This window comes from Salinigranum salinum (assembly GCF_009176545.1).
Lineage (GTDB): Archaea > Halobacteriota > Halobacteria > Halobacteriales > Haloferacaceae > Salinigranum > Salinigranum salinum.
The window spans coordinates 1,027,515-1,050,714 of record NZ_VTOJ01000002.1 but is presented as its reverse complement, the minus strand read 5'-3'; the positions used below and the strand labels follow the sequence as shown (position 1 = coordinate 1,050,714).

Genomic DNA, 23,200 nt, shown 5'->3' with positions numbered 1-23,200 from the left:
CCGTGTGTGCGAAATGTCATCGGTCGTCGTCTACACCCTCACCGGTCGCTGTCGTCCTCGTTCTCGGCACGTTCGAGGATCGAGTCGAACGTCTCCGGCGCGATGTTCCGGCCGGACACGGGGAAGACCACCGTCTTCCCCCGCAGCTCCTCCGGTCGCTGCCGCATCGCCGCGAGGCTGGTCGCACAGGCACCCTCCATCACGATCGTCTCGCGGGTGAAGACGTCGCGAACCCCGCGCCTGATGGCGTCCTCGCTCACGAGGCGGAACTCGTCGAGCCGGTCGCGGAGCAGTTCGGTCGTCAGCGCGAACGGGACGCGCGTCGCGACGCCCTCGGCGAACGTCTCCATGCGGTCGTGGGGGTCGAGCGTTCCCTCGGCCCACGCGCGGTGCATCGCGGGTGCCGCCGCCGACTGTGCGCCGACGACGGTCGCGTCCGTGAGCGCGCCGACCGTGAGGCAGTAGCCCGACGCGCCCGACCCGCCACCGACCGGACAGAAGAGGTAGTCGATCTCGGGCAGGTCTTCGACGATCTCGAGTCCGGCCGTCCCGACGCCGGCGACGAGCGGGGGTTCGTTCGCCGAGTGAACGTACCGATACCCCTCCTCCGTGGCCAGCCGTTCGGCGTGTTCGCGGGCCTCGTCGAAGTCCGCACCGTGGTGGACGACGGTCGCGCCCAGCCGTTCCATCGCGGTCACCTTCGACGGGTTCGCCTCCCGCGGGACGACGATCGACACGGGGACGTCGAACGCCCGCCCCGCGTAAGCGATCGACTGGCCGTGGTTACCCGTGCTGGCGGCGACGAGCCCCGCCTCGCGGAACTCGGCGTCGAGTCCCGACACGAGGGTGACGCCGCCGCGGACTTTGAACGCCCCCGTCGGGAGCGTGTCCTCGCGTTTGAGATAGACGTCGGCGTCGAGCTCGGCCGAGAGGGGTTCGCTCCGGACCAGCGGCGTCCGGGGGAGTTCGCGCGAGACGATCCGCCGGGCCGCGTAGACGTCTCGCGTCGTCGGTGGCGTGAGGTCGTGGTACGGGAAGATCGTCGTCTCGTCGGGCGAGTCGACGGGCGTGTACTGTGACATCGGTGGACTCGCCGGTGACCACGCGACCGGCGGACAAGACAGTTGTCCCCGTCGTCGCTCCCGTCGACGGCCGTCCGGATCGGCCTCGCCGGTGCCCCGTTTTCGGCGGTCGATTCGCGGGCGCGAGAGGTTATATACCGTCACCGGCAACGGCGGTGCATGGCACGCGAGCCGTACCGGCAACACGTGACGATTCCACCGGGGGCACGGCAGGGGGCCACCCCACCCCACGAGCGGTACGGGGTCGACGTCGACCACGCGGGAGGCGTCACCGGCGACCGTGGCTGGCCCGCGAACGCGGGACGGCTCCGGAGCGTCAACACGGGTCGGCGCGTCGTCGTCTGTCTCGCCGAGGCGGAGTCGCCCACGATCGGGCGTTCGAACCCCGCGTTCACGACGCTCGAACGGTCGCTCGGGGCGCACTGGGACCACAGTGGCTGGGTCGACCCCGACGACGTGCTCGCGGCCGTCGAGGGCCGTGCGCGACCCCACACGTCGCGGAACTGTCGGGGCGGTGTCCTCGTCGGCGACACCATGGTCCAGACGCACACGAACACGCCCGCCGCGTTCCTCGACGACGTCGCGGCCGCCCGCGACTACGTCGACCGTCAGCACACGGCGCGGGAGGGGTTCGCTCGCTCCTCGAACGTCGTCGCCGCGCTGTACTGGCCGACCGATCTCGGGCCGTTCTACCTCGAGTACACGTACGAGCCGGACGCCGAAAGGGAGCCGCCCGAGGAACTGCTCACGTTCGGGTTCCTCCGCTCCGCTCCGGCTGACAGTGTCGCGCCAGCCCGGGCGTTCTTCGAGGCGCTCCGGCTGGAGCCGCCGCGTTCCCCGAGCGAGTGGCCACGGGAGGAACTCGTCCTGCACGGAGGCCCGTGGGGGCCGCCGATCGACCCGTTCGAGGTGACGACCCCGGCGGTCGGCGAATCCCGACCGGCGCTCCCGCTCCACGGTCACAATCCGGTGTACGGCGTCCCGTGGGAGCGGGTCGTCGCCAGCGGGGGGCGGTTCGTCCGCGTCGCCACGCCGTCCCCGCCCCCCGACGACATCTGGACGCCGCTCGAGCGCGTCCACTCGCTCCGCTACTTCACCGAGGAGGACCGCGATGTCGACGTCGAGCCGCATCGGTTCGACCACCTCCGAGCACTGCATCCGCCGACGGTCGGCGCGCTGTGGGTGGCGGCCGCCGTCGAACCGGTCGACCGGTCGTGACCTCTGCGGCGTCGGGCGCGGGAGACGGTCGACGTCACTCCCGGACCGCGCGGCGACGGTCGGCGATGACGTCGAACGCGTCGTTCGTGTCCCCGAGGACGAACAGCGCGTAGTACCGGAGGTACGTCTGGACCGGCACGGAGACGAACAGCGTGAGCACCACCACCGCGAGACCGAACACCACGACGGCGATCCCGATCACTACCCAGCCGGCGACGGGGACGACCGTGAGGAGGCCGGCGCCGAGGAGCCCGACGATGCCGAGGGGGATGGCGACGACCAGCGCGCCGACGAGCGTGGCGAGCCCGGCGACGATGCCGCCGGCGAGCTGCAGGACGAAGCCGATCACCGCGTAGACGGCGTACTGCTTCCACTCGCCGGTGAGGGTCGACCAGAACCGACGCCAAGCCGAGACGACGGCGCGACTCTCCACGAGCATGACCGGCACGACGAACATCGTCGTGAAGCCGTTGACGAGGCCGACGACGACCGACAGGAGGACTAGGAGGGGGACGACGAGGAGCAACAGCCCCAGCCCGAGGATGTTCCCCCCGAGGACGACCGGCGCGAGGACGACGGCGAGCAGGAGGCCGACGACGGCGAGCGTCGCGATGCCGAGCACCAGCCGGAAGCCGAACAGCCGCAGCCCTCGCCGCCAGTGCTCGCGCCAGTAGCGCCTGATCGTGACGTCCTCCCGCCGGAGAGAGTCGACGAAGACGAACTCCATGACCGAGCCGACGAAGAGGAAGCCGACAGCGAGCGCCGCGACGACGACCACGATCGCCGCGACGATCGCCAGCTCCGCGCCGCCGATGGACGAGAGCACCTCGGACGGCGCCGGCGGGCCGGACGGACCGGGGTCACCGGGTGGGGCGGGCGCGTCCGTCCCCCCGCTCGTGCTACTGCCGAGCTGGAGCGGGTTGGCCCCACCGATGCCGCCGAGGAAGAACGCGACGACGGCGAGCCGTGCCCACCGGCCGCGGTCGAACGGCCAGAGGAACGATTGCGTCGCCTCGAGGGCGTCGTCGATCGCGTCGACTGCGTACCACGTCATCGGCTCGTGTCCCTGCTCGGGGTGATCGATGGGCGGGACTGTCGAGACTGTCGGGAGCGTTGGAACTCCCGGAGGGGACCAGTGTGGGGCATACGCGGTCGAGTGTCAGCCCGGTGGGAAATAGGTGCTTCGGTCGCCGTCTCCACCGTCGGATCGGACCAACGCGGATCGACCGCGGGGTCGGGGACGACCTCCAGCACCTCGACGGACGAACGGCTCGACCGACACCGACCCGTGGGGTCTCCGGCGGTCGACCGTCACCGCCACGGGAGTCGACTCTCCCGTTCGCTCGCCATCGCGGGGTCGTACTCGATGCGGCGGAGCCCCACGTCGCGGGCGTGGTCGAGGACTGCCCGGTACTCCTCGCGCGTGATCCGCCGATCGATCTCCGCGTAGCGCTCGTTCGAGGCGGCCTCGTAGTACGGCCGGTACTGCGCCATCACGTTCACGAACGTCTCCCGACCGATCTCGTCGGCGACGAACGAGAGGACGTCCTTCGCGCTGTCGACGTGGCCGGGCATGAGGAGGTGGCGGACGAGCAGCCCACCCGTGGCGAGACCCGTGTCGTCGAGCGCGAGGTCGCCGACCTGGCGGTGCATCTCCTGGAGCGACCCTTTGACGTTCGACCAGTATCCCGGGGCCTTGGAATACTTCGTCGCCGCCGCGTCGTCGCTCCACTTGACGTCCGGCATGTAGACGTCGACGACGCCGTCGAGGAGTTCGAGGATCTCGACGCGTTCGTACCCCCCGCAGTTCCAGACGACCGGGACGTCGAGGCCGCGGTCGCGAGCGATCCGCACCGCCTCGACGAGGTGCGGCGAGTGGTGCGTCGGGGAGACGAAGTTGACGTTGTGACACCCCCGCGACTGGAGTTCGAGCGCCATCTCGGCGATCTCCGCGGGCGTGGCCGGCTCGCCGCGGGCCTCGTGACTGGTCTCGAAGTTCTGGCAGAAGACGCACGTCATGTTACAGTGCGCGAGGAAGATCGTCCCGCTGCCCGCGTGGCCGCGCAGGACGTCCTCCTCGCCGTGGTGGTCGAAGTACGAGGAGACGAAAGCGGTGTCGTCGACGCGACAGGCTCCGGTCTCGCCGGCCGTGCGATCGACGCCGCAGTCGTACGCACACAGGTCGCAGTCGGCGTAGCGGCGCCACAGCTCGTCGACGCGGGCGGCGAACTCGTCGTCCGGGAGCCGCTGGTAGTTCGGGGTGGTGTCCGGACGGGTGCTCATAGGTGACGAATGTTCACGGTTCGCAATAGACGTATCGTCGGCCGAGGCGAGACCGATTTCGGCCGTGCCCGGCGTCCCCGTGCTCCGTCGGGGTTCCGTGCGTCGCGACGCGCCCGCCGAGCGAGCGACTAGAGCACCCGAACTTCGTCCGTGTGCGCGGTCGTGATCTCGAGCCGACCGGACGCGACGTCGAAATCGACGGTTCGGCCGTGTTCCCCGCCGGTCGCCTCGGCCACGACCGGCACGTCGAGCCGCGCCAGTTCCTCGCGAGCGACGACGACGTTCTTCCGGCCGATCCCTCTGCCGAGCGGCTTGAGCTCGAAGATGTCCGCGCCACCGACGAGCCGCGCCTCGATCGACGAGTAACCCGCGCCCGCCTCGACCATCTCGCGGAGCATCGCCGGGATGGCCGCGTCGACGTACTTGCCCGAGGAGGCGTCGAGCCCCGTGTCCTGCCGGGGCAAGAGCGTGTGTGCGAGGGCGCCGACGCCCGCGTCGGTGTCGGAGAGCGCGATGGCGACACACGCGCCGAGACCGTAGGCGACGAGCGTCTCCCCGTCGTCCCGGACCTCGTACCCCGAGACGCCGACGAGCCGGCGTTCACGGGTCCGCTCTTCGGTGTCGGAACCGAAGTCGAACGTCTTCATGGCTCGTCGAGCTCCTCCAGTGCCCCGGCCGCGATCTCTTCGACCACCTCCGCGTCGATCTCTCTGGCCCTGAACTCGGGCTCGTAGACGTCCGCGTCCAGCGACCGACCGACCCGGCCCGCGTTGAGCTGGTCGAGTGCGGATTCGAGGTCGTTCTCGTCGGGGATGGCGTAGATGTCCACGTCGAACTCGGTGTTGACGGCGCGAATGCGCGTGTCGAAGACGAACGCGAACTCCTGCACCTCGCTCAGGCCGATGATGAGCGGGTCGACGACGGCCGCTCCCATGTCGTGCGAGTACGCGGGGGTGGAGTGGTCGATGGTCGCGTCGAGCATGTTCGCCCAGCCGTCGAGGAGCCCGCTGGTCATGACGTTGCTCAGCTCCTTGATCGCGTCCTGTTCGAACGGGCCGAGCCCACCACCGCGGGCGTTGCCGACGGTGGCGTCGACCAGTTCGTTCGCCGACTCCGGATCGAACAGGAACAGGAGGTAGCCGCCGAGTGTCCCGTCGAAGCTGAACGCCACGCTGACGAGCGGGTCGTTCGGGACGGTCTCGGGGATGGCGTCGAGCGAGACGAAGTTGATGCGACGGATGTCGACGCCCATCTCGATCCCCGTCATCTTCGTCAGGTACTCCGCGACGCATGTCGACCCGTGCTGGGCCATCTCGTCGAAGCCGGCGAGCTTCTCGTACTCGATGCCGCTCTCGTCCGACTGCGTCTCGAACAGCCGGGCGAACGACTCGTGTTCGGGGACGAGGTAGTGCTCGAAGCCGATCTCGTCCGATTGCGTCTCGATCTGGCTCCGGAACAGCAGCGCCAGCTCGTCGTGCATGGCGGCGAACTCGCCGTCGTCGACGAACGCGCCCGCGGCGTCGCCGACGACGTACTCCGGCGCGGAGACCGTGATCTCGGCGTCGAGGACGTCGGCCCAGCCGTCGACGAACCCGCTGTTCATGATGTTACAGGCCTCGACGATGGCGCTGGTCGCGAGGTCGCTGGTCAGCTTCTCGTCCACGTCGTCGACGAGGATCCCCGCAACGGACTTGGCGCTGTCGCGGTCGAACAGGAGGATCGAGGTTCCGGCGAGCCCCCCGTCCAAGGAGACGCGGATTCCGACCTTCTCCCCACCACTGTCGAGCACGTTGCGGATCTCGGAGCGGCGCGTGAAGTGCAGGCGGGTGACCTTCACGCGGCTGTCGATGTCGGAGATCGAGTTCAGACGCGTCGCCGCCAGCCCGGCGCCCTCGCGAGCCATCTCGTAGAACGTTCCCAGCGCGGTCACGCTCAGCTTCATCAGTCGACCTCGCCGAGGAGCATCCCCATGTCGATCCGGTCGAGGATCTGGGCGAAGATGTCGTTCTCCGGAAACAGGTACACCGTGACGTCGATGTCGTGACTCGCGATGTTGAGCGCACTCTCGAGATACAGCCCCTGCCCCTCGTCTCCGGCGACCACTTTCCCGACGACCGTCGAGAGCTGGTCGTTCAGGACGACTGGCGGCTGGGTGGCGATGTGCTGGTCGAACGTGTCCGCCAGCGCGTCGAGGAAGCCGTTCGCGATGATCCCCCCGAGTTCGACGAGCGTGCTCACCGCCATCTCGTTCGACACCTGGTCGACGTCCTCGTCGGTGTCCGCGAGCATCAGCCGGATGGCCCGAGACGCCCCCGGCGGCGTGAACAGGACGAGCACGCAGCCGCGTGGCACGCCGTCGAGCGGCATTCTCACCCCCAGCCGTCGCTCGGCGGGGAAGACGAGGTCGACCGTCGACTCGTCGACGTAGCCGTTCTTCACGCCGCCGGACTCGACGGCGGTCGGCTTGCCGGCCAACTTCCCGAGTCGCGCTTCGACCCCGCCGGCGCCGACCACGCCCAGGTGGTTCAACACGCCCAGCTTTTCGATGTCGATCCGATACTGTCCGTCTACCGAATGATCCACTTTACTCATATCGATGTCACCTCGATGATATTCACCAGCGATCCGTCCTCGCTCATCGTCGCCCCGCTGATCCCGGGGACGTCGCCGAGCAGGCCCTCGTAGGGTTTGACCACGACCTCGCGGGCGTCGTCGACCCCGTCACAGAGGAGGGCGAGTTCGCGCGTGTCGGGCTCCAGCCGGACGACGACCCGCTGGTCTTCGACGCGGTTCGTGGAGTCGACGCCGCCGTCTCGGACGTCGAACGCTTCGCGGACGGAACGGAGCGGCACGTAGTCCGGTCGGTCGACCGACTCGTCGGGCCACTCGACGGCGATCCGACCGTCGCCGGTGAGTGCCTCCTCGTCGACGCCCTCGACGTCGTTGACGACGCTCGCCGGCATCGCGTACCGTTCGGAGCCGACCTCGACGAACAGCATCTTCGAGACGGCGACCGAGACGGGGAGCCCGATCCGGATGGTCGTCCCCACGTCCGGTTCGCTCTCGATGCTCACCGTCCCGTCCAGCGAGTTGATGGTCCGTTTGACCGCGTCCATGCCGACGCCGCGGCCGCTGACGTCCGTCACCTCCGCCGCGGTCGAAAAGCCCGGTTCGAAGACGAGGTCGTACACCTCGTCCTGCGACAGCTTCTCGACCCCTATCCGAGAGCGCAGCCCGGTCTCGACCGCGTGCTGTCGGAGTCGGTCCGTGCTGATCCCTCGGCCGTCGTCTTCGATCTCGATGACCGCGCGATCGCGGTCGCGCCACGCCCGGAGTTCGATCGTCCCCTCTGGCGGTTTGTCCTTCCGCTTGCGTTCTCGAGGCGACTCGATGCCGTGATCGACCGCGTTGCGGACGAGGTGGACCAGCGGATCGCCGAGTTTCTCGATGATGCCCCGGTCGAGATTGACGCCCTCGTCGGAGACCTCGAACGCGACCCGCTTGCCCTGCTCCCGTGCGACGTCGCGGACGATTCGAGGAAGCCCGACGTCGACGGTCGAGAGGGGCATAAGACGGAGGTCCATCACCGTCCGCCGGAGTTCGGCGGTCACCGACTCGAGCGTCGAGAGGTGGTCGTCGCGTTCGTTCTCGTCCGCCTCTCTGAGTCGGAGCTGTGCCAGCGACAGCTCGTCCACCAGGTTCAACAGCGTGTCCGCGTTCTGCACGTCGACCGTGATCGACCCCACCTGAGTCGTCGGTGTCGCGCCCACCTCGCCGGGAGGGGATTCCACGGCGCTGCTCGACTGGTACCGATTGGTGTCGAGGCAGCTCTCCTCGATGGTCGACGACGCCGTCTGCACCAGCGGCTCCGACTCGCCGTCGGGGGTGGTGCCGAACCGCTCGGCGAACCGCGACTCGAACTCGACGGTGTGTCGGTCTCGCTGGAACGACACGTCGGGCGTCGGTTCGTGCGCGACCGGCACGTCGTCGGTCACGGACGCGCCGAGTTCGTCGATGTCCGGCAGCCCCGCGGGCGCGTCGCCACCGACGTCCGGATCGGTCTCGGGTTCCTCGCGGAGGACGTCCGAGAGGTCGATCTCCGGTTCGTCGTCTGTCTTCGCGTCGACTCTGTCCGGATGTGACGAGTCACCCCCAGCGAAGTCGATATCGGGTCCATCGGCTGGATCGTCGGTCGAGTCCGACGCCGCTTCGACGGACTCTCCGGTCGCCGGGTCGTCGGACGGCTCGAACGGGTCCGTCGGCTGGACCGGCTCGTCGGCTCCGACGACGGCTTCGTCGTCGCCGCGGTCCGTGCTCGTCACCCGTTCGGACGCCGGCTCGTCCGTCTCGGCCTCGTCGACGAGGTCGGCCTGGACGAACGGGTTCTCTTCCTCGCGGTCCGTACTCTCCACCTCGTCCGGCTCGGCAGTGTCCGTACTCCCCACGTCGCCCGGCTCGGTGGTGTCCGCACCGACCGCGCTTTTCGGTTCAGTGGTGTCCGCACCGGCCCCGCTCTCCGAGTCGGCGGTGTCCGCGCTCGCTCCCTCGTCCGGTTCGGCGATGGCTGCATCTACACCTCCCGCACTCTCCGGCTCGACCGTATCCGCACTCGTCACGTCGTCCGGCCCGGCGGTGTCCGCGCTCGTCGCGTCGTTCGACGGTTCCCGGCCCTCGGAGACGTCGGTCACGCCGGAAGCGGTCAGCTCGGAACCGACGTCGTCGAGACTGGTCTCGTCGTCGACGTCGAACGATCTCGGGACGTCAGACGAGTCCGCGGGCCGCTCCTCGTCGGCCCCGTCGTCGATCCGATCGACGGCTCCGCTCGTCGCATCCGTCCCGGCCACCTCCCCGTCCAGGAGGTCCTGAATCGACAGCTCGTCGTCGTCGTCGAACTCGCCGAACTCGACGTCGACGAGCTCGCCGTCGAGCGACGAGATGTCGTCCTGCTCGACGCCACCCTTGATCGTGTCGAACTCGGCCATCGGCTCGGACGATGCGTCGATCTCCTCCGGTCGAGCGCTGCGTCCCGCGAGACGTCCATCCGACCTCGTCCGGTCGGCGTCTCCCGCGTCTTCCGAGTCGTCCGGCTCGACACTGTCGAACGCCCCCCACCGCGCCTCGTCCTCGTCGTCCCGTACGTCTGGCTCGTCGAGCTCGGCGAGGAGCGCTTCGAGGTCGTCGAAGCCGCTCGCGGAGTCGAGTGCGTCGACGACCGCCGGATCGAACTCGTCGTCCGTCCGATCGACTCCGGCCCCGGTGAGACCGAAGGCGTCGTCACCTGCGTCGAGTTCGTCCTCGGTGAGATCGAAGGGGTCGTCACCTGTCTCGAACTCGTCTTCGGCGAGACCGACTTCGTCCCCGGTGAGATCGAGTTCGTCACCAACAGCGTCGACTTCGTCTTCGGTGAGGTCGAATCCGACGTCGACCGTCGGCGTGGCGTCGGATTCGGGACGTGCCGGACCGTCGTCGGTCGGCGGCTGTCTCTCGTCTTCGACCCCGGGATCGTCGCGGTGTCGGTGCATCGCGTCGCGGAGTGTCGACACCGACGGACTCGGGTCCGTCGTCACGGTCTCGTCTTCGTGCCACTCCACGACCATCGCATTGATGTCGTCGAGTGCGGCGAGCGACGCGTCGATCAGCGGCGGCGTGGGCGCGAGACTCCCGTCGCGCAGTTCGGAGAGGAGCTCCTCGACCGCGTGAGCGAGCCGACTCGCCCCGTCGAGCCCCGCCATCCCGCAGTTGCCCTTCAGCGTGTGCGCCGTGCGGAACAGCTCGTCCAGGCGGTCGCGGGTGAGTCCCTCCCGTTCGAGTTCGAGGAGACCGCTCGTCAGCTGCTGTAACGAGGCCCTGGTCTCACGGACGAACTCGGCGTCTCGGTTCACGGCGGTTGTCCCCGCTCACTCACGACCGCCACGGTCGGTCGCGCTCGTCTCTCCGGACGGCTCATGCCTCGCTCATGAGAATGCTTCGGATCGCTCTGACGATCTCGTCGTCGTCGAACGGTTTCGTGATGTAGCCGTCCGCGCCGGCACGGGCGGCCAGCTCCATCTTCTTCCGTTGCCCGACGCTCGTACACATGATGACACGCGCGTCCTTGTCGAGGTGTTTGATCGCCGCAGTCGCCTTCACCCCGTTCGCCTTCCGCATCACGATGTCCATCAGGACGACGTCGATGTCGTCGGTCTGCTCCTTGTACTTCTGGACGGCCCACGCCCCGTTCGACGCCTCGTCGACGACCTCGTACTCGTCGTCGTCGAGCGCGCTCTTCAGCCTGCTCCGCATGTAGTTCGAGTCGTCGACGAGCAGGATTCCGACGGTCATCCGTCCACCTCGCTTCGGTCCTCGGTTCGGTCTCGGTCGGCTCGCACGTCTTCCGCGTCTGTCTGTTGCATCGTGTTCATGTCTGCTCCCCGTGCCGCGTGAAGCGCGGCGACGAGCTGCTGGCTGTCGAACACCGGGACGTCCCGGCCTCCGTCTCTCTCGATCGTGGCCCTGAACCACTGGTCGTCGACCGACGTGCCACCCGTTCGTGGTGGCGACACCGTGTCGACGTGGCGGCGGGCGATCCCGTCGATCGCCTCGACGAGGAGCCCGATGGGTTGGGGCGTGTCGTCCTCTTTCAGGAGTACGAGATACCCCTCGTCCGGGTCGGCGAACGGTCGGTCGAGACCGACGACCGCGTACGTGTCGACGACGACGACCACGTCCCCTTCGTTCGTCGATGCCCCGTAGATCCCCGACGGGGCGCCCGGAACGCGCGTCGTCGCGGGGTGCCGGACGACCGGCCCGACTCGTCCGATCTCGAGCGCGTACCGCGCGCCGTCGAGACGGAACTCCAGGAACTCGATCACCGACTCCGGATCGACCGCCTCGCTCTCGTCGAACGCCGCCAGCTGCCCACTCATCCGCGATCACTCCGCCTGCCGTGGGCCGTCGAGGTCGGGTGTGTCATGGCTCCGTAGTGCCGTCGACTGACGACTGCCCCCCCTCGCTGTCTCGCGACTCGGCGTCGGCGTCCCGCTCACGGTCTCGGTGGTCGGCCGACTCGGCGTCCGTCAGGCTCGTGCCGTTGGTCGCCTCGACGCCCACGGTCTCCGCGTGTTCGACCACGCCGGACCCTTCGCTCTCCCCTTCCGTCTCGGGCGTCGACCCGTCATCTCGCTCCGCGGGGTCGTCCGACTCCGCGTCGACCGCATCCGCAGCGGCCGAACCCACGTCGGTCCCGGTGGTGGCCGCCCCGTCGGTCTCGAACTGATCGAGCGTCTGTTTCAGTCGGGTCGCCTGCGTCGACAGCGCCTCCGCACGGTCCGAGACCGCGCTCAACGCACGGGTCTGTTCTTCGGCTCCCCGCGCCGTCGCGGTCGCCTCCTCGACCGTCTCGGCGCTGGTCTCCGTCGCTCCGTCGACGGCTGCGAGCACGGCCTGGGTGGCGTCGGCCTGCTGGCTCATGACCGAGCTGACGTCCTGGACCCCGGCGTTCGTGTCGCGTGCGTTCTCGGCGATGTCGTTGAGCGCGTTCGCGGCGTTCTCCACCGAGCCGGTGTGGCGTGCGATCTTCTCCCGCGTCTCACGAACCTCCTCGACCGTCTCGGACGTTCGCGTCTGGATCTCCTCGAGTCGGGTCTCGATGTCCGCCGCCGCGTCCTTCGTCCCCTTGGCGAGCTCTTTGATCTCGCGGGCAACCACCGCGAACCCCTGCCCGGATTCGCCGGCGCGGGACGCCTCGATGTTCGCGTTCAGTGCCAGCATGTTCGTCTGCTCGGCGACCTCGCGGATGAACTCGATGAGCTCGTCGATCTGCTGAACCGCGGACTCGAGCCGTTCGATCTCCTCGACCGTGTCGACGGACTCCTGTTCGATCTCCTTCATGCCGTCGATCGCTTCGGTGGCCGCCTCACGACCCGCTCGCCCGGTCTCGACCGTCTGCTGGGCGATGTCGGCGACGTCGCTCGACGAGGCGTCGATCTCCTCGATCGCCGCGGAGAGATCGGTCATGTCCGACACCACCGCGTCGAGGTTCTCGTACTGCTGTTCGGTCACGTCCGAGATGGTGTTCAGACTGCCGGCGACCTGCTCGCTCCCCTCGCGCACCTCGGCGGTGCTCACCGTGACCTCGTTGCCCAGCGTCGCGACCTCCGCGGCGAAGTTCTCGGCTTCGACGGTCGCCCACTCGAACTGCGACATCATCTCGTTGAAGCGGGCGGCGAACTCGGCGGCGATCGGGCTGTCGACGTCCTCGTCCATCCGCTGGCCGAGGTCGCCCTCCGCGCACTCCTCGAAGACGTCCGCGTACTCCCTCGCCTGCGCTTTCAGCTCCTGCGCCTCCCGGGACGACCGCTCACATCTCGCTTCCAGGTCGTCCACCTGGCTCTGTCGCGTCTGCAGGAGCTCGTTACACGCGACGCCGACCGTCGCCATCGCGTCGCTCTGGACGTCGGTCGGCAGCCGAACCGACCGATCCGTGCGCGCCGTGTCCAGCCCGTCGGCGTACTCGGTGGCGGTCGCCTCGAGCTGACGCTGGTACTCTTCGAACCGGCGTCGGTCGGCCTGGGCCTGCGTCCGCTGTTCGTCGACGGCGTCGCGGAGCGCGGCGAGCGACCCCGCTAGCTGCCCGACGCCGTCGACGCGTTCCTGGTCGAAGTCGACGTCGAGGTCCCCGTCGCGGAGCTGGTCGGCGTTCGTACGGATGGAGTCGACGGCGTCCATCGTCCGCTGGACTAGGACGCCACCGAGCAGGCCACTGACGAGGATGCCACCGACCGCTCCGACGACGAGATTCGTCGGAACCTGATACGCTGTCGTTGCTCCCAGCCCCAGGCCCATCCCGCCGACGGCGACGGCGACGACCCCCAGGACCGCTCCGAACCGGAGGGCGTACCGTCGGCGTATGAACCCTGGTAACAGGGGTTCAGAGTAACCTACCATGTTCAGTGAGTTTATTATCTTCCATAATAAACCTTTAGCCTGCACATAATGTTATAATAAATCGAATTTAAAGAGTTGAACCTATTGTTAAACCCGGCTGGCGAGGCGAGTGAGGTCGCTCTGCCGTCGAGGGAATCGGTGGACTGCATCCCGTTCAGACACCGGGCGCACGGCTCACGACGAGTTCACAGTGGTCGTCGCCCGCGTGCATACAGCGGGGTTCCTCGATGACGTACGGTTCGTCGAAGTAGTCGCCGACACCGTTGATGATGCCCCGCGCGAGGTGACAGAGCTGTCGATCCGACCGGTAGACGACGCTGACCGTGTCCGTTCCGCGCCACTCCGCTTCAAGCTCGGGGGGCGTGTACGTCGAGATCTGTTTCGCCCGGAGCGCGAGGTGGATGTACGTCTCGACGTTGGCGATGAGTTCGAGTCCGGTCCAGTCGGCGTCGACGTGGATGCCGTAGGTTTCGACCAGCGGCGGTACGATGAACCGACCGAACGATTCGAGCAGATCGGGCACCGGGAGATCGGTGAGCCTAGACGCGGTCTCCACGAGGGTCAGGACGTCCTCGTCGGGGTACTCCGTCACCGGGACGTACAGCCGGTGCGGCAGTTCGGCCTCCCGCTGGAGCGTCTGCCACGTGTCGCGATCGTACGAGTCGACGACGAAGTCCTTCAGCCCTTTCAGGACGATTCCGTGCACGACTCACCACCTGCTGGGCTGCCGTGGTCCGGCGACCGGATGGCCGCACGCGGTGTCCGTTCTCTCTCCGGGCGGTCGTGTCACGCCTCTATCTCCGGCCGGTCGTCTCACGCGGCCGCCCAATGCCACTGATAAAGCACTACTTAACATCGTTATGAATATAATGACTTTCTCTGTATATAATATTTTCAGTTACCGAAGTTACATTAGTGAATACACCTAATACGGAGAGGATTAACGAGTGATTATGGATCCGGAACAGCCGCTGTACCACCGCCTCGGTGGGGACGAGGCCATCACGGCCGTGGTCGACGAGTTCTACGAACGCGTCCTCGCGGACGACCGACTGGCGCCGATGTTCGAGGAGACGGACATGGACGCGTTGCGGGCACACCAGACGCAGTTCATCAGCTCCGTCACCGGTGGTCCCGTCGACTACACGGGAGCCGACATGCACGCTGCCCACCAGCATCTGGACGTGACGCACGACCAGTTCGCGCTCGTGGCCACCCACCTCCGGGAGGCGCTGGAGACGTTCGACGTCGCCGACGAGGACGTCGATACGGTGATGAGCGTCGTCGGCGACCTCGAGGCGCAGATCGTCACGGCCTGATCTCGTTCCTCTCGCGAGCGGATACACCGTGGTCCACTGCGACCCGCTGGACTGTCGCTCCCCGGCCGCTTCGCCGGCGTGTTCGTACACTGTCTCACGAACGCCTCCCGCGCCCCGAAAGACGGTCCGCAGTGACATACTGAGAGGGACATTAACGACTGCGACGTCCGATCGACGCGCGACGATCCTGCTCGACCGTGCGGGACGTGACCGCCGCCGTTCCGCTGATAGTCGGGTCGCCGACAAGTATTAACTGGATACGGACGAGTGTGGTCGCATGGTCACAGACGGCACTCCTGTCACCCAGCTCATGACCTCCGGCGTCCTCACCGTCACTCCCGACACGCCCATCTCGGACGCTGCCGACACGCTTCTGGAGGCCGGCGTCAGTTCGCTCGTCGTCGTCGACGCGGACCACCACCCCATCGGGATGCTGACGAGCACCGATCTCGCGAAGATCGTCTCGGACGGCGACTTCGGCGACGAGGTGACGGTCGAGCGGTACATGACGCACGAGGTCGTCACCATCCCCGAACACGCCTCGGTTCGGGACGCCGCCGCGAAGATGATCGTCCACGGCATCCACCACCTCCCGGTCACCGGGGAAGACGGGGTCGTCGGCATCGTCTCGACGATGGACGTCACCGCGTTCGTCTCGTACCGCGAAGGGAACGTCATGGACTGACGTTCTCGGTCCCCCGCCCCGTTCCGACGTCAGCGCCGCGCAGGCGACGACACACGGTTCCGCCGAGGAGAGCCTCCGACCGACTGTCACAGCGACACTGGGAGGCAGTCCACGACGTCGGCTGTGGGACCACGAGCCGGAACTGCGACACCGCACGAGCCACCCGACGGAGGCGACACAGACTGCGCTCTCTGTGGTCTGGGGGACGTCAACGGCCACACCGCGCGCCCCACGGGGACGCCGCGGATCCGGCGTCCCCGACGGCCCGCCACGCTCTTGTCCGCCCACGTTCCGCAGTCGCAGTTTAGTCGATGCCCACGAACCGCGTGAACGCCCGTTCGGTCAGCCAGCGGTGATCGCTCGTCGAGAGGCTGTCGAAGTGGTCGAGACACGCCAGCGCGTCGGCGTACTCGACCCCGCCGGAACTCACGAACGGGAAGTCCGAACCCCACGCGACGCGCTCCCGTCCGAACGTCGCCCGTGTCATCGCTCTCCTCGGTCTCGGCGCACGCCCACTCCTCGAAACCTGGTACCGCCCCTGGTGACGACCGCATCCACGGTTCTCGAGACTCCAGAGAACCGTCCGGGCGCGTCGGTCGACACCAGTCGCCTCGTGGACCGCCGTCCGTGTGAACGCCGTGTCGTCGTTTCGGATCGGAACCCGAGGATCCGGTCCGGCTGCGTCCCCTCGTAGGGATCGGAGACTTCGACTGTTTTCGCATCGAATCGATCGGTGCTGGTCGGCACGCGTACCCTGTCGACGTCTCTCTGGCTCACTCGTCGTCGAACGCTCCCGTGGGGTCGTTCGGGTCGACCGACTCGGGAATCCAGCCGCGTTCGTCGGTCGACGACCAGGCGACGTGGCGACCCTTCACGTCGGTCTCCAGCGCCGCGTACAGCCCGGCCACGTCCCCTCGCATCGCCTCCACCACCCGTTCCAGCTCGTCGACACGGGCCCGGAGTGCCGCGTTCTCCTCGGCGAGCGCCTCCAGCTCGCGAATCCGAGCGCCGTTCTCCTCGATGGCCTCGATCACGGGCACCGGCTCACGGTCCGGGTCGATTGACACCCCTCTCATCGGCTTCGATCGCCCCGCATCGCCCTCTCCGTCGACCGGCGGCTCGTCGACGTCGGTGGGATCGATCTTCCCCCAGTACGCTTCGCCTTGCTCCTCTCGGTGCGTCGCGTCGTTCGTCCGCGTGATGTGGTCCATCGTTTGCGACTCCTCGGTGAACGGCGTCCCCTGACGGTTCTTCCACCGACCGCAGAGCGGACACGGGTAGACTCTCATACTCATACCCGACAGCCGCTCGCGGTAAAACAGACCCGGCCCGGGGCTCTTCCTCGATCCCGTGACTCGCTGATGATCTGTCCTCGTCGTCGGTGGTCTGGTGGCTCGGGACTGTGTTTCGTCGTCGCGTTCGAGGTCGGACTCGATCGACGGTCCACACGGACGTCTGGTGGCGCTACGCGGAACAGCGGGAGGCCGCCGACTCGGACGGATCCCCCCGTCGGATCACGACTGGAGCCACCCGGTGCCTCTCACGCTCCGCCGACTTCGACGCGGGCAGCTCACCCGAACCACTCAGCGCACTCGTCACAGTCGCGACAGACGACGTGAGTGGCCCGTCGGTCAGCTTTGTGATGCTCGTCCGGCGGTTCTCTTGTCACATCGATCTCCACCTCGCCACGTTCTGGTCACTCTCTCCGAGTCGTTTCCGTTACCTCCCCCCTCTTCGACGAGTGCATCGAACACACTCGACGGTCCAGAACCGCGAACGCGTCCATACTCTCGTACGTATCCGGGGTCCGGTACTCGAAGTAACGCACGTGACATCGTGAACAGCACTGGGGCTAATCTTGCCGTGTGAGTGTAACTCGATACAGCCTGTCGTCGTCGATCTCCCGTACTCTCCTACAGTTGTCTGTAGAAGTATATGCTCGAATAAACACCGATTCTCAGTCCGACTTCTCGGCGATCGTGGCGTCGAATTCGTCGAGAATCCGTTACGAACAACGAGTCGTTCGTCCCCTGCATTCCTCGATCTGATCTCGTTCGAGTGGAGCCCCAGTGCGCTCACGGACGTGAGGTCGTTGCAGGGCGCGACGGTGGGAGCGTTCACCTCCAGCAGCAGAATTAACATATACATTCAGACATTAAACGGCACGAACCTGAACTGTTCCGTGTCGTCGACAGTTACGTCGATCTGTCGTGTCGGGCGCAGACGCTCGTGCTGAAGCCGAACGAGCACGTCCACGCGCGGTATCCAGCACGCTCAGTGGATGGTCGCGTGGCGCGTGGCTTCCGTGTGGTGCACGACGCGAGTTGGACCGGTGTTCCTGGTTCCGTAGTCAACCACTGGCCGCTCGGGAGTGGGTCGTCGACGCGGCCGACCTCTTCGAGAGGAGTGCTGGGGAGGGCGCCATCCCGGTCGAGCCATCGACGCCGATTGTACTCGGTAGCAGATCGTACATATATCTAATTGATTATATCCCTTGATCTCGAGGAACGAGAGTCATCTCGAACGAACTGCCCGCGTCACTCTGGTCGGGCTACTCGAGCCAAGTGTCGCTCGAACCTCCGTAAGGGTCGTTCTGTAAGGCTGTTCTACTCAGTCCCGTCACGTGTTCGCCGAACCGCTTCCGCCGAGAGTCGCCGGCACAGTTCCGAGCTGTATCACGATATGCAAATAGTTCTGACGGCCACATGGCACCGTCCCGGTTGGCTCTCCTCCGCGTCGTCTCGAGATCGGCCGTCGTCGTGAGGTCGTACGGTTCGACGAGGACGGCCGGTTCAACGCTCGCGCAGTGACGACGTTACATCTGTACAATTGTAACGAACGGGCGACACGCCAGGCATCGATAGCACCGAGACGTCGAACTGGGCTACCGACGGATCATTACAATTGTACGAGTGTAATGACTTTCGCCCGATCATCGCGTGCACGGTACACCAGCCGGCGTTCGCAAGAGGCAAACGCTGATCTCGGTCGAACACACCTGCTCTCCGCCGAAACGAGACCGATAACGGCTAACTGGAGCCGAAGAGGTCGGTCGAATCAACGGAATCCCGCCTACGATCCCTTCGTTCGTCCACGAACACTGTCTCTGCCGGCCGCGTGGTCGCTCTGGATAGTGTTTGGGTCTCGCAAACGCGACGTGTCCGGAGCGGGAGTGGGTGAAAGACGGTGAATTCGGCCGAGCAGGGGCCCGATTGCGCCATCGGTTCGATCCGACGCGAGAAATACCGTGCTGCGATCGGTTGTTCCTCGCAAACGGCTACACTTGCGTCGCGTTGACCTCGATTACGTTGGCCGCTCCCTTGACGATCTCGGGGAGTTCTTCGTAGAAGCGGTCGCCCTTGAGCCGACTCGTCGGCCCCGAGACACTGATGGCTCCCTGTATCTTGTCGGTCGGATGTTTGATCGGGGCGGCGACACAGCGAAGCCCCTGAAGGATCTCCTCGTCGTCGAACGCCACTCCACGTTCGCGAATCGCCTCGAGGTCCTCGAACAGGGCGTCTCGGGTAGTGATCGTGTTCTCGGTCCGTGCAGGCAGTCCGTGCGTGTCGACGATGTCGTCGACGTGCTCCTCGGAGAGCTGTGAGAGGATGGCCTTCCCGAGGCCGGTGCAGTGGAGGTTCTTCCGATTCCCCGTGTACGACTCCGTCTGGATGGCGTTCTCCCCGCGAGCTTTGTGGAGGTAGACTCCCCGACCGTGTTCTTCCACCATGAACTGGGCGACCTCGCCGGTCTTCTCGGCGAGCCGTTCGACCTCGTCTTTGGCGACCTCGTAGATGTCGACCCGGCCCTTGGCGTACTCGCCGATGTCGACGAACCGGAGACTGAGCGCGTAGGTGTCGCCGCGCTTGACGACGAACTCGTTGTCGACGAGGGTCGCGAGGTGGCTGTGTATCGTCGCCTTCGAGCGGTCGAGTTCCGCCGCCAGTTCCGAGACGCCCGCACCGTCCAGTTCACGCAGTTTCGCGACGATGTCACACGAGGTCTGGACGGCATTGACCCGCCGTCCGGAGCCGCCGTCCGCCGGTTGGTGTGGCATACGCTAGTGATGATATCGACGGCACTTAGTTGTTTGCGAGAGGCAAACGGCGACGTTACGCTTCGGGCGGTTCGGCGGTCTCGTCGAGTTCGCTGTTCTTGATAGCTCTGCCCGACCTGCCATCGAATATGTGGATCTTCCGCTCGGGGAAGGCCACGTGGACGGCGTCTCCGGCCGTGATCCGGGTTTCCCCGCCGATGCTCGCCGTGTAGGTCTCGTCGCCGATCTCGAAGTAGGCGTAGGTGGTCTCGCCCATCGGTTCGATGACCTCGATGGTGGTCCGGATCGCGTTCTTCGCGTCACCATCGACGAGTTCGATATGCTCCGGACGGATGCCGATGGTCAGTTCCTCGCTCGCGTCCGACAGCGAACTACGCGTCTCGGGCGAGAGCTGATAGCTGAACTCGTCGTGTTCGAGGACGGTCCCGTTCTGTCTGACCGAGAGGAAGTTCATCGACGGCGAGCCGATGAAGCCGGCGACGAACTGGTTGACCGGGCGGTGATAACACTCCAGCGGCTCGCCGAGTTGCTGGAGCTCTCCGTCGTTGAGGATAGCGATGTGGTCGCCCATCGTCATCGCCTCGGTCTGGTCGTGGGTGACGTAGATCGTCGTGATGCCCATGTCCTGCTGGAGCTGTTGGATCTCGGTCCGCATCGTCGTCCGCAACTTCGCGTCGAGGTTCGACAGCGGTTCGTCCATCAGGAACACTTCGGGCTCGCGGATGATCGCACGCCCGAGTGCGACGCGCTGTTGCTGCCCACCGGAGAGGTCCCCCGGCTCCTTGTCCAGGAGGTCCGAGATCTCGAGGAGTTCGGCTGTCTGCTCGATGCGATCGTTTCGCTCCGCCTTCGAGAGATCCGTGGTGATCTTCAGCCCGTACCCGATGTTCTGCCGAACGGTCATGTGCGGGTAGAGCGCGTAGTTCTGGAACACCATCGCCATGTCGCGCTCCTTGGGCTTCTTGTGGGTGATGTCCCGATCGTCGAGGGTGATCTGCCCGGAGGTCGTATGTTCGAGGCCCGCGATGCACCGAAGTGTCGTCGACTTCCCACAGCCCGAGGGGCCGACCAACACCAGGAAGTCTCCGTCCTCCACCGTGATGTCGAGCTCGTCGACCGCGACGATGTCTCCCCCTGGACCGTCGAACACCTTTGTCAGTTTGTTGAGTTGTAAGCGTCCCATTGTATCACGTACGTTTGTGACGTAATCGTCTCTCAGCTTGTATTATAAAACCTTGTGTACCCGGCTCAGACGACGACCGATACACCGTCGTCCGTGTGGGTCCACTCGCCCGAACTCGGTTCGTTCGCGACCGCTGTGTACGACTCACCGTCGACGGTGACCGACACTGGATGCTCCCCGAACACGTCGATGGTGATCGCTTCGGCGCTCGTCTCCTCGAGGTCGATGGCCACCGCATCGTCCGTCGAACGCACGCTGACGGTCACCAGTTCGTCGCCGGTCTCGTCGTAGTACCGGCCCTCGGCGGACCCCTCGGCGAGCGTCGCCTCGAAGGTCAGTTCGTCCGGGGTGCCGGGCTGGATGGACTGGGTGGGTTCACGCTGGGGGACGACACTCCCGGCGCGCACGAACAGCGGGAGGTCCGCGAGGCCGACGTCGACGTCGACGGTCCGGCCTCCAGCGTACCGTTCGTTCGTCCAGTAGTCGCGCCACTCCCCGTCGGGGAGGTAGACGGAGCGCGTGCCCTCGTCGGTGAAGACGGGTGCGACGAGCAGGTCCTCGCCCAGCAGGTACTGCGTGTCCATCCGATGGACGACCGGGTCGTCCTGATACTCCAGCACGAGCGGGCGCACGACCGGGAGCCCCGTGCTGGCCGCGACCTCCGCGTACGTGTAGAGGTACGGGACCAGCCGGTAGCGCAGGCGGGCGTACTCCCGGAAGATTTCGAGGGCGTCCTCGCCGAACTCCCAGGGCTCTCTGGGCGTGGTGCCGTGACAGCGGGCGTTCGAGGAGAGGAGTCCGAACTGCGCCCACCGGGTGTAGAGGGCGTCGCTCGGCGTCCCACGAAATCCGCCGATGTCGTGGCTCCAGAAGGCGATACCGGACAGGGAAGCCGACAGCCCCCCCCTGAGTGCGGCGCTCATCCCGTTCCAGCTGGTCTGGGGGTCTCCGCCCCAGTGCATCGGAAACGCCTGGCTCCCCGTCCAGGCCGACCGACCCCAGACGACCGCTTCGTCGGGACCGTTGACCTCTCCGACGGCCTCGTAGACGGCTTCGTTGTAGAGGTACGGGTAGAGGTTGTGCATCGATTTCCCGCTCCGGCCGTTGGCGAAGACGGCGTCTTCGGGGACGTACTCGCCGTAGTCGGTTTTGAACACGGAGACGCCCTGCTCCAAGAGCCGGTGATGTTTCGCCTTCCACCAGTCGACGGCGTCGGGGTTCGTGAAGTCCACCAGCGCGCCCCGGTAGTCGCCCTGACAGGTGTTGTCCATCACGTACGGGTCGCCGGTGCCGTCCGTGACGAAGTAGCCCTCGCGGGTCCCCTCGGCGAAGGCGTCGGTCCCGACCGGGACGTGCGGATGTTCCCACAGTGAGAGTCGGAAATCGTCCGCACGCAGTTCGTCGATCATCGCTTCGGGGTTCGGGAACTGCTCCGTGTCCCACTCGAGGTCCGTCGACTTGTTCGCACGCATCCAGAACGGGTCCAGATGGAGGACGTCACTCGGGATCGCCTCCGCTCGGAGGCGGTCGGCGACGTCCTCCAGTTCGTCGCGGGACTCGTAGCCCAGCCGTGACATCCACGTGCCGAACGACCACTTCGGGGGGCGCGACGGCCGGCCCGTGACGGCCGTGTAGCGCCGGATGACGTCCCGGAACTCGGGCCCGTAGAAGAAGACGAACGCGAACTGGTCGTCGGCGACCGACATCGTCCCCGATGCCGTCGAGGACTTTCCGAAGTCGTAGTGGACCCGCGCGGTCGTATCCACCAGCAGGCCGTACCCCTTCGTCGAGAGGTGGAAGGGGATGTTCTTGTAGGCCCGTTCGGTCTCGGTGCCCAGCGGTTCCTCGTGCCAGAGGTCGAGTTCCCGCCCTCGGCGGTCGAACTCCACGAACTGCTCGCCCGCACCGTAGATCTTCTCGTCGGGCGAGAGCCGAAACGACGTCCCCGTCTCGGCGACCCGCCGGGGGTTGTGGTTGATCTCCTCCTGCGTGAACCCGAGCGCGTCGACTCGCTGACGGCCGAACACGTCGGGGTCGGCGCGCTGTTCCTCGAACACTCGCTCACCCGTGTCGGCGTCTCGCACCACGAAGGACCACTCGTCGAGACCCACCGTGACGGTCAGCGAGCCGGTGTCGATCTCGAGCGTCCCATCGGCCTCGGTCACGTCCACGTCGAGGTCGACCGCGACGGCCTCGGTGTCGAGCGGCGGATACTCGTCGTCCGTCGTGACTTCGGGGTTCGCCTGCAGCTCGAACCGGAACGTCCGGGCGTCGTAGAAGGTCAACGTCACAGGGACGGTCCGTGGGGTAACCGTCTCGGGTGCGGTTATCTCACAGTCGAAGGTGACGGCGTCCCCGTCGACCACGTACTCGGCCACACCGGCGACCGTAACGCGTTCGCTCGTCATCGTGTTCGTGAGCGGGTGGCTCTCGGTATTAAAACTACCC

The 23,200-nt window shown here is 66.6% G+C and carries 19 protein-coding genes; 3 read left to right on the top strand and 16 right to left on the bottom strand.

The window, feature by feature from the left end; genetic code table 11:
- Positions 1-38: 38 nt before the first annotated feature.
- A complete protein-coding gene (locus tag FZP69_RS16595) occupies positions 39-1,082 on the bottom strand; it encodes a threonine ammonia-lyase (protein WP_152042496.1) in 1,044 nt (347 codons plus the stop codon).
- A gap of 159 nt (positions 1,083-1,241) precedes the next feature.
- On the opposite strand from FZP69_RS16595, the gene FZP69_RS16590 reads away from it, so the two are divergent.
- Positions 1,242-2,300 carry a hypothetical protein gene (locus FZP69_RS16590; RefSeq protein ID WP_152042495.1) on the top strand — a complete coding sequence of 353 codons (1,059 nt, stop codon included), beginning with the start codon at positions 1,242-1,244 and terminating at the stop codon, positions 2,298-2,300.
- A gap of 34 nt (positions 2,301-2,334) precedes the next feature.
- Here the strand turns inward: FZP69_RS16590 and FZP69_RS16585 are convergent, their stop codons facing one another.
- The 10 genes from FZP69_RS16585 to FZP69_RS16540 all read right to left on the bottom strand — a co-directional run bounded on the left by FZP69_RS16585 (position 2,335) and on the right by FZP69_RS16540 (position 14,214).
- Positions 2,335-3,354, bottom strand: coding sequence for a DUF7544 domain-containing protein (locus FZP69_RS16585; RefSeq protein ID WP_152042494.1), 1,020 nt, complete (start codon positions 3,352-3,354; stop codon positions 2,335-2,337).
- A gap of 257 nt (positions 3,355-3,611) precedes the next feature.
- Positions 3,612-4,583 carry a radical SAM protein gene (locus tag FZP69_RS16580; protein WP_152042493.1) on the bottom strand — a complete coding sequence of 324 codons (972 nt, stop codon included), beginning with the start codon at positions 4,581-4,583 and terminating at the stop codon, positions 3,612-3,614.
- Between the two features lie 128 nt (positions 4,584-4,711).
- On the bottom strand, positions 4,712-5,230 hold the full coding sequence (locus tag FZP69_RS16575; protein ID WP_152042492.1) for a chemotaxis protein CheD: 519 nt from the start codon (positions 5,228-5,230) through the stop codon (positions 4,712-4,714).
- A complete protein-coding gene (locus tag FZP69_RS16570) occupies positions 5,227-6,525 on the bottom strand; it encodes a chemotaxis protein CheC (RefSeq protein ID WP_152042491.1) in 1,299 nt (432 codons plus the stop codon). Before FZP69_RS16570 ends, FZP69_RS16575 begins: the two co-directional genes overlap by 4 nt.
- Complete coding sequence (locus FZP69_RS16565) at positions 6,525-7,175, bottom strand: chemotaxis protein CheC (RefSeq protein ID WP_152042490.1); 651 nt, start codon at positions 7,173-7,175, stop codon at positions 6,525-6,527. Before FZP69_RS16565 ends, FZP69_RS16570 begins: the two co-directional genes overlap by 1 nt.
- Positions 7,172-10,465, bottom strand: coding sequence for an ATP-binding protein (locus tag FZP69_RS16560; protein ID WP_152042489.1), 3,294 nt, complete (start codon positions 10,463-10,465; stop codon positions 7,172-7,174). Before FZP69_RS16560 ends, FZP69_RS16565 begins: the two co-directional genes overlap by 4 nt.
- A 61-nt stretch (positions 10,466-10,526) precedes the next feature.
- Positions 10,527-10,904, bottom strand: coding sequence for a response regulator (locus tag FZP69_RS16555; RefSeq protein ID WP_152042488.1), 378 nt, complete (start codon positions 10,902-10,904; stop codon positions 10,527-10,529).
- Positions 10,901-11,488 (bottom strand): chemotaxis protein CheW, encoded by a 588-nt coding sequence (locus FZP69_RS16550; protein ID WP_152042487.1) that lies wholly within the window; start codon positions 11,486-11,488, stop codon positions 10,901-10,903. The genes FZP69_RS16555 and FZP69_RS16550 overlap by 4 nt, the downstream gene beginning before the upstream one ends.
- Positions 11,489-11,531: 43 nt before the next feature.
- Positions 11,532-13,508, bottom strand: a complete 1,977-nt coding sequence (locus FZP69_RS16545) for a methyl-accepting chemotaxis protein (protein ID WP_152042486.1) — start codon at positions 13,506-13,508, stop codon at positions 11,532-11,534.
- A gap of 154 nt (positions 13,509-13,662) precedes the next feature.
- Positions 13,663-14,214, bottom strand: coding sequence for a heme NO-binding domain-containing protein (locus FZP69_RS16540; RefSeq protein ID WP_152042485.1), 552 nt, complete (start codon positions 14,212-14,214; stop codon positions 13,663-13,665).
- Positions 14,215-14,461: 247 nt separating this feature from the next.
- Here FZP69_RS16540 and FZP69_RS16535 point away from each other — a divergent pair, with 247 nt between their 5' ends.
- Positions 14,462-14,827: a group I truncated hemoglobin gene (locus FZP69_RS16535; RefSeq protein ID WP_152042484.1), complete on the top strand. Its 366-nt coding sequence runs from the start codon at positions 14,462-14,464 to the stop codon at positions 14,825-14,827.
- A gap of 277 nt (positions 14,828-15,104) precedes the next feature.
- A complete protein-coding gene (locus FZP69_RS16530) occupies positions 15,105-15,512 on the top strand; it encodes a CBS domain-containing protein (RefSeq protein ID WP_152042483.1) in 408 nt (135 codons plus the stop codon).
- Between the two features lie 304 nt (positions 15,513-15,816).
- On the opposite strand, the gene FZP69_RS16525 is transcribed toward FZP69_RS16530, so the two are convergent.
- The 5 genes from FZP69_RS16525 to yicI all read right to left on the bottom strand — a co-directional run bounded on the left by FZP69_RS16525 (position 15,817) and on the right by yicI (position 23,160).
- Positions 15,817-15,999 (bottom strand): hypothetical protein, encoded by a 183-nt coding sequence (locus FZP69_RS16525; protein ID WP_152042482.1) that lies wholly within the window; start codon positions 15,997-15,999, stop codon positions 15,817-15,819.
- A gap of 286 nt (positions 16,000-16,285) precedes the next feature.
- Positions 16,286-16,801: a hypothetical protein gene (locus FZP69_RS16520; protein WP_152042481.1), complete on the bottom strand. Its 516-nt coding sequence runs from the start codon at positions 16,799-16,801 to the stop codon at positions 16,286-16,288.
- A gap of 1,988 nt (positions 16,802-18,789) precedes the next feature.
- Positions 18,790-19,569: an IclR family transcriptional regulator gene (locus FZP69_RS16515; RefSeq protein ID WP_152042480.1), complete on the bottom strand. Its 780-nt coding sequence runs from the start codon at positions 19,567-19,569 to the stop codon at positions 18,790-18,792.
- Between the two features lie 55 nt (positions 19,570-19,624).
- Positions 19,625-20,752: an ABC transporter ATP-binding protein gene (locus tag FZP69_RS16510; RefSeq protein ID WP_152042479.1), complete on the bottom strand. Its 1,128-nt coding sequence runs from the start codon at positions 20,750-20,752 to the stop codon at positions 19,625-19,627.
- Between the two features lie 65 nt (positions 20,753-20,817).
- The gene (gene yicI / locus FZP69_RS16505) at positions 20,818-23,160 is read right to left on the bottom strand and encodes an alpha-xylosidase (protein ID WP_152042478.1); all 2,343 of its coding nucleotides are present in this window, start codon (positions 23,158-23,160) and stop codon (positions 20,818-20,820) included.
- Between the last annotated feature and the right edge of the window lie 40 nt (positions 23,161-23,200).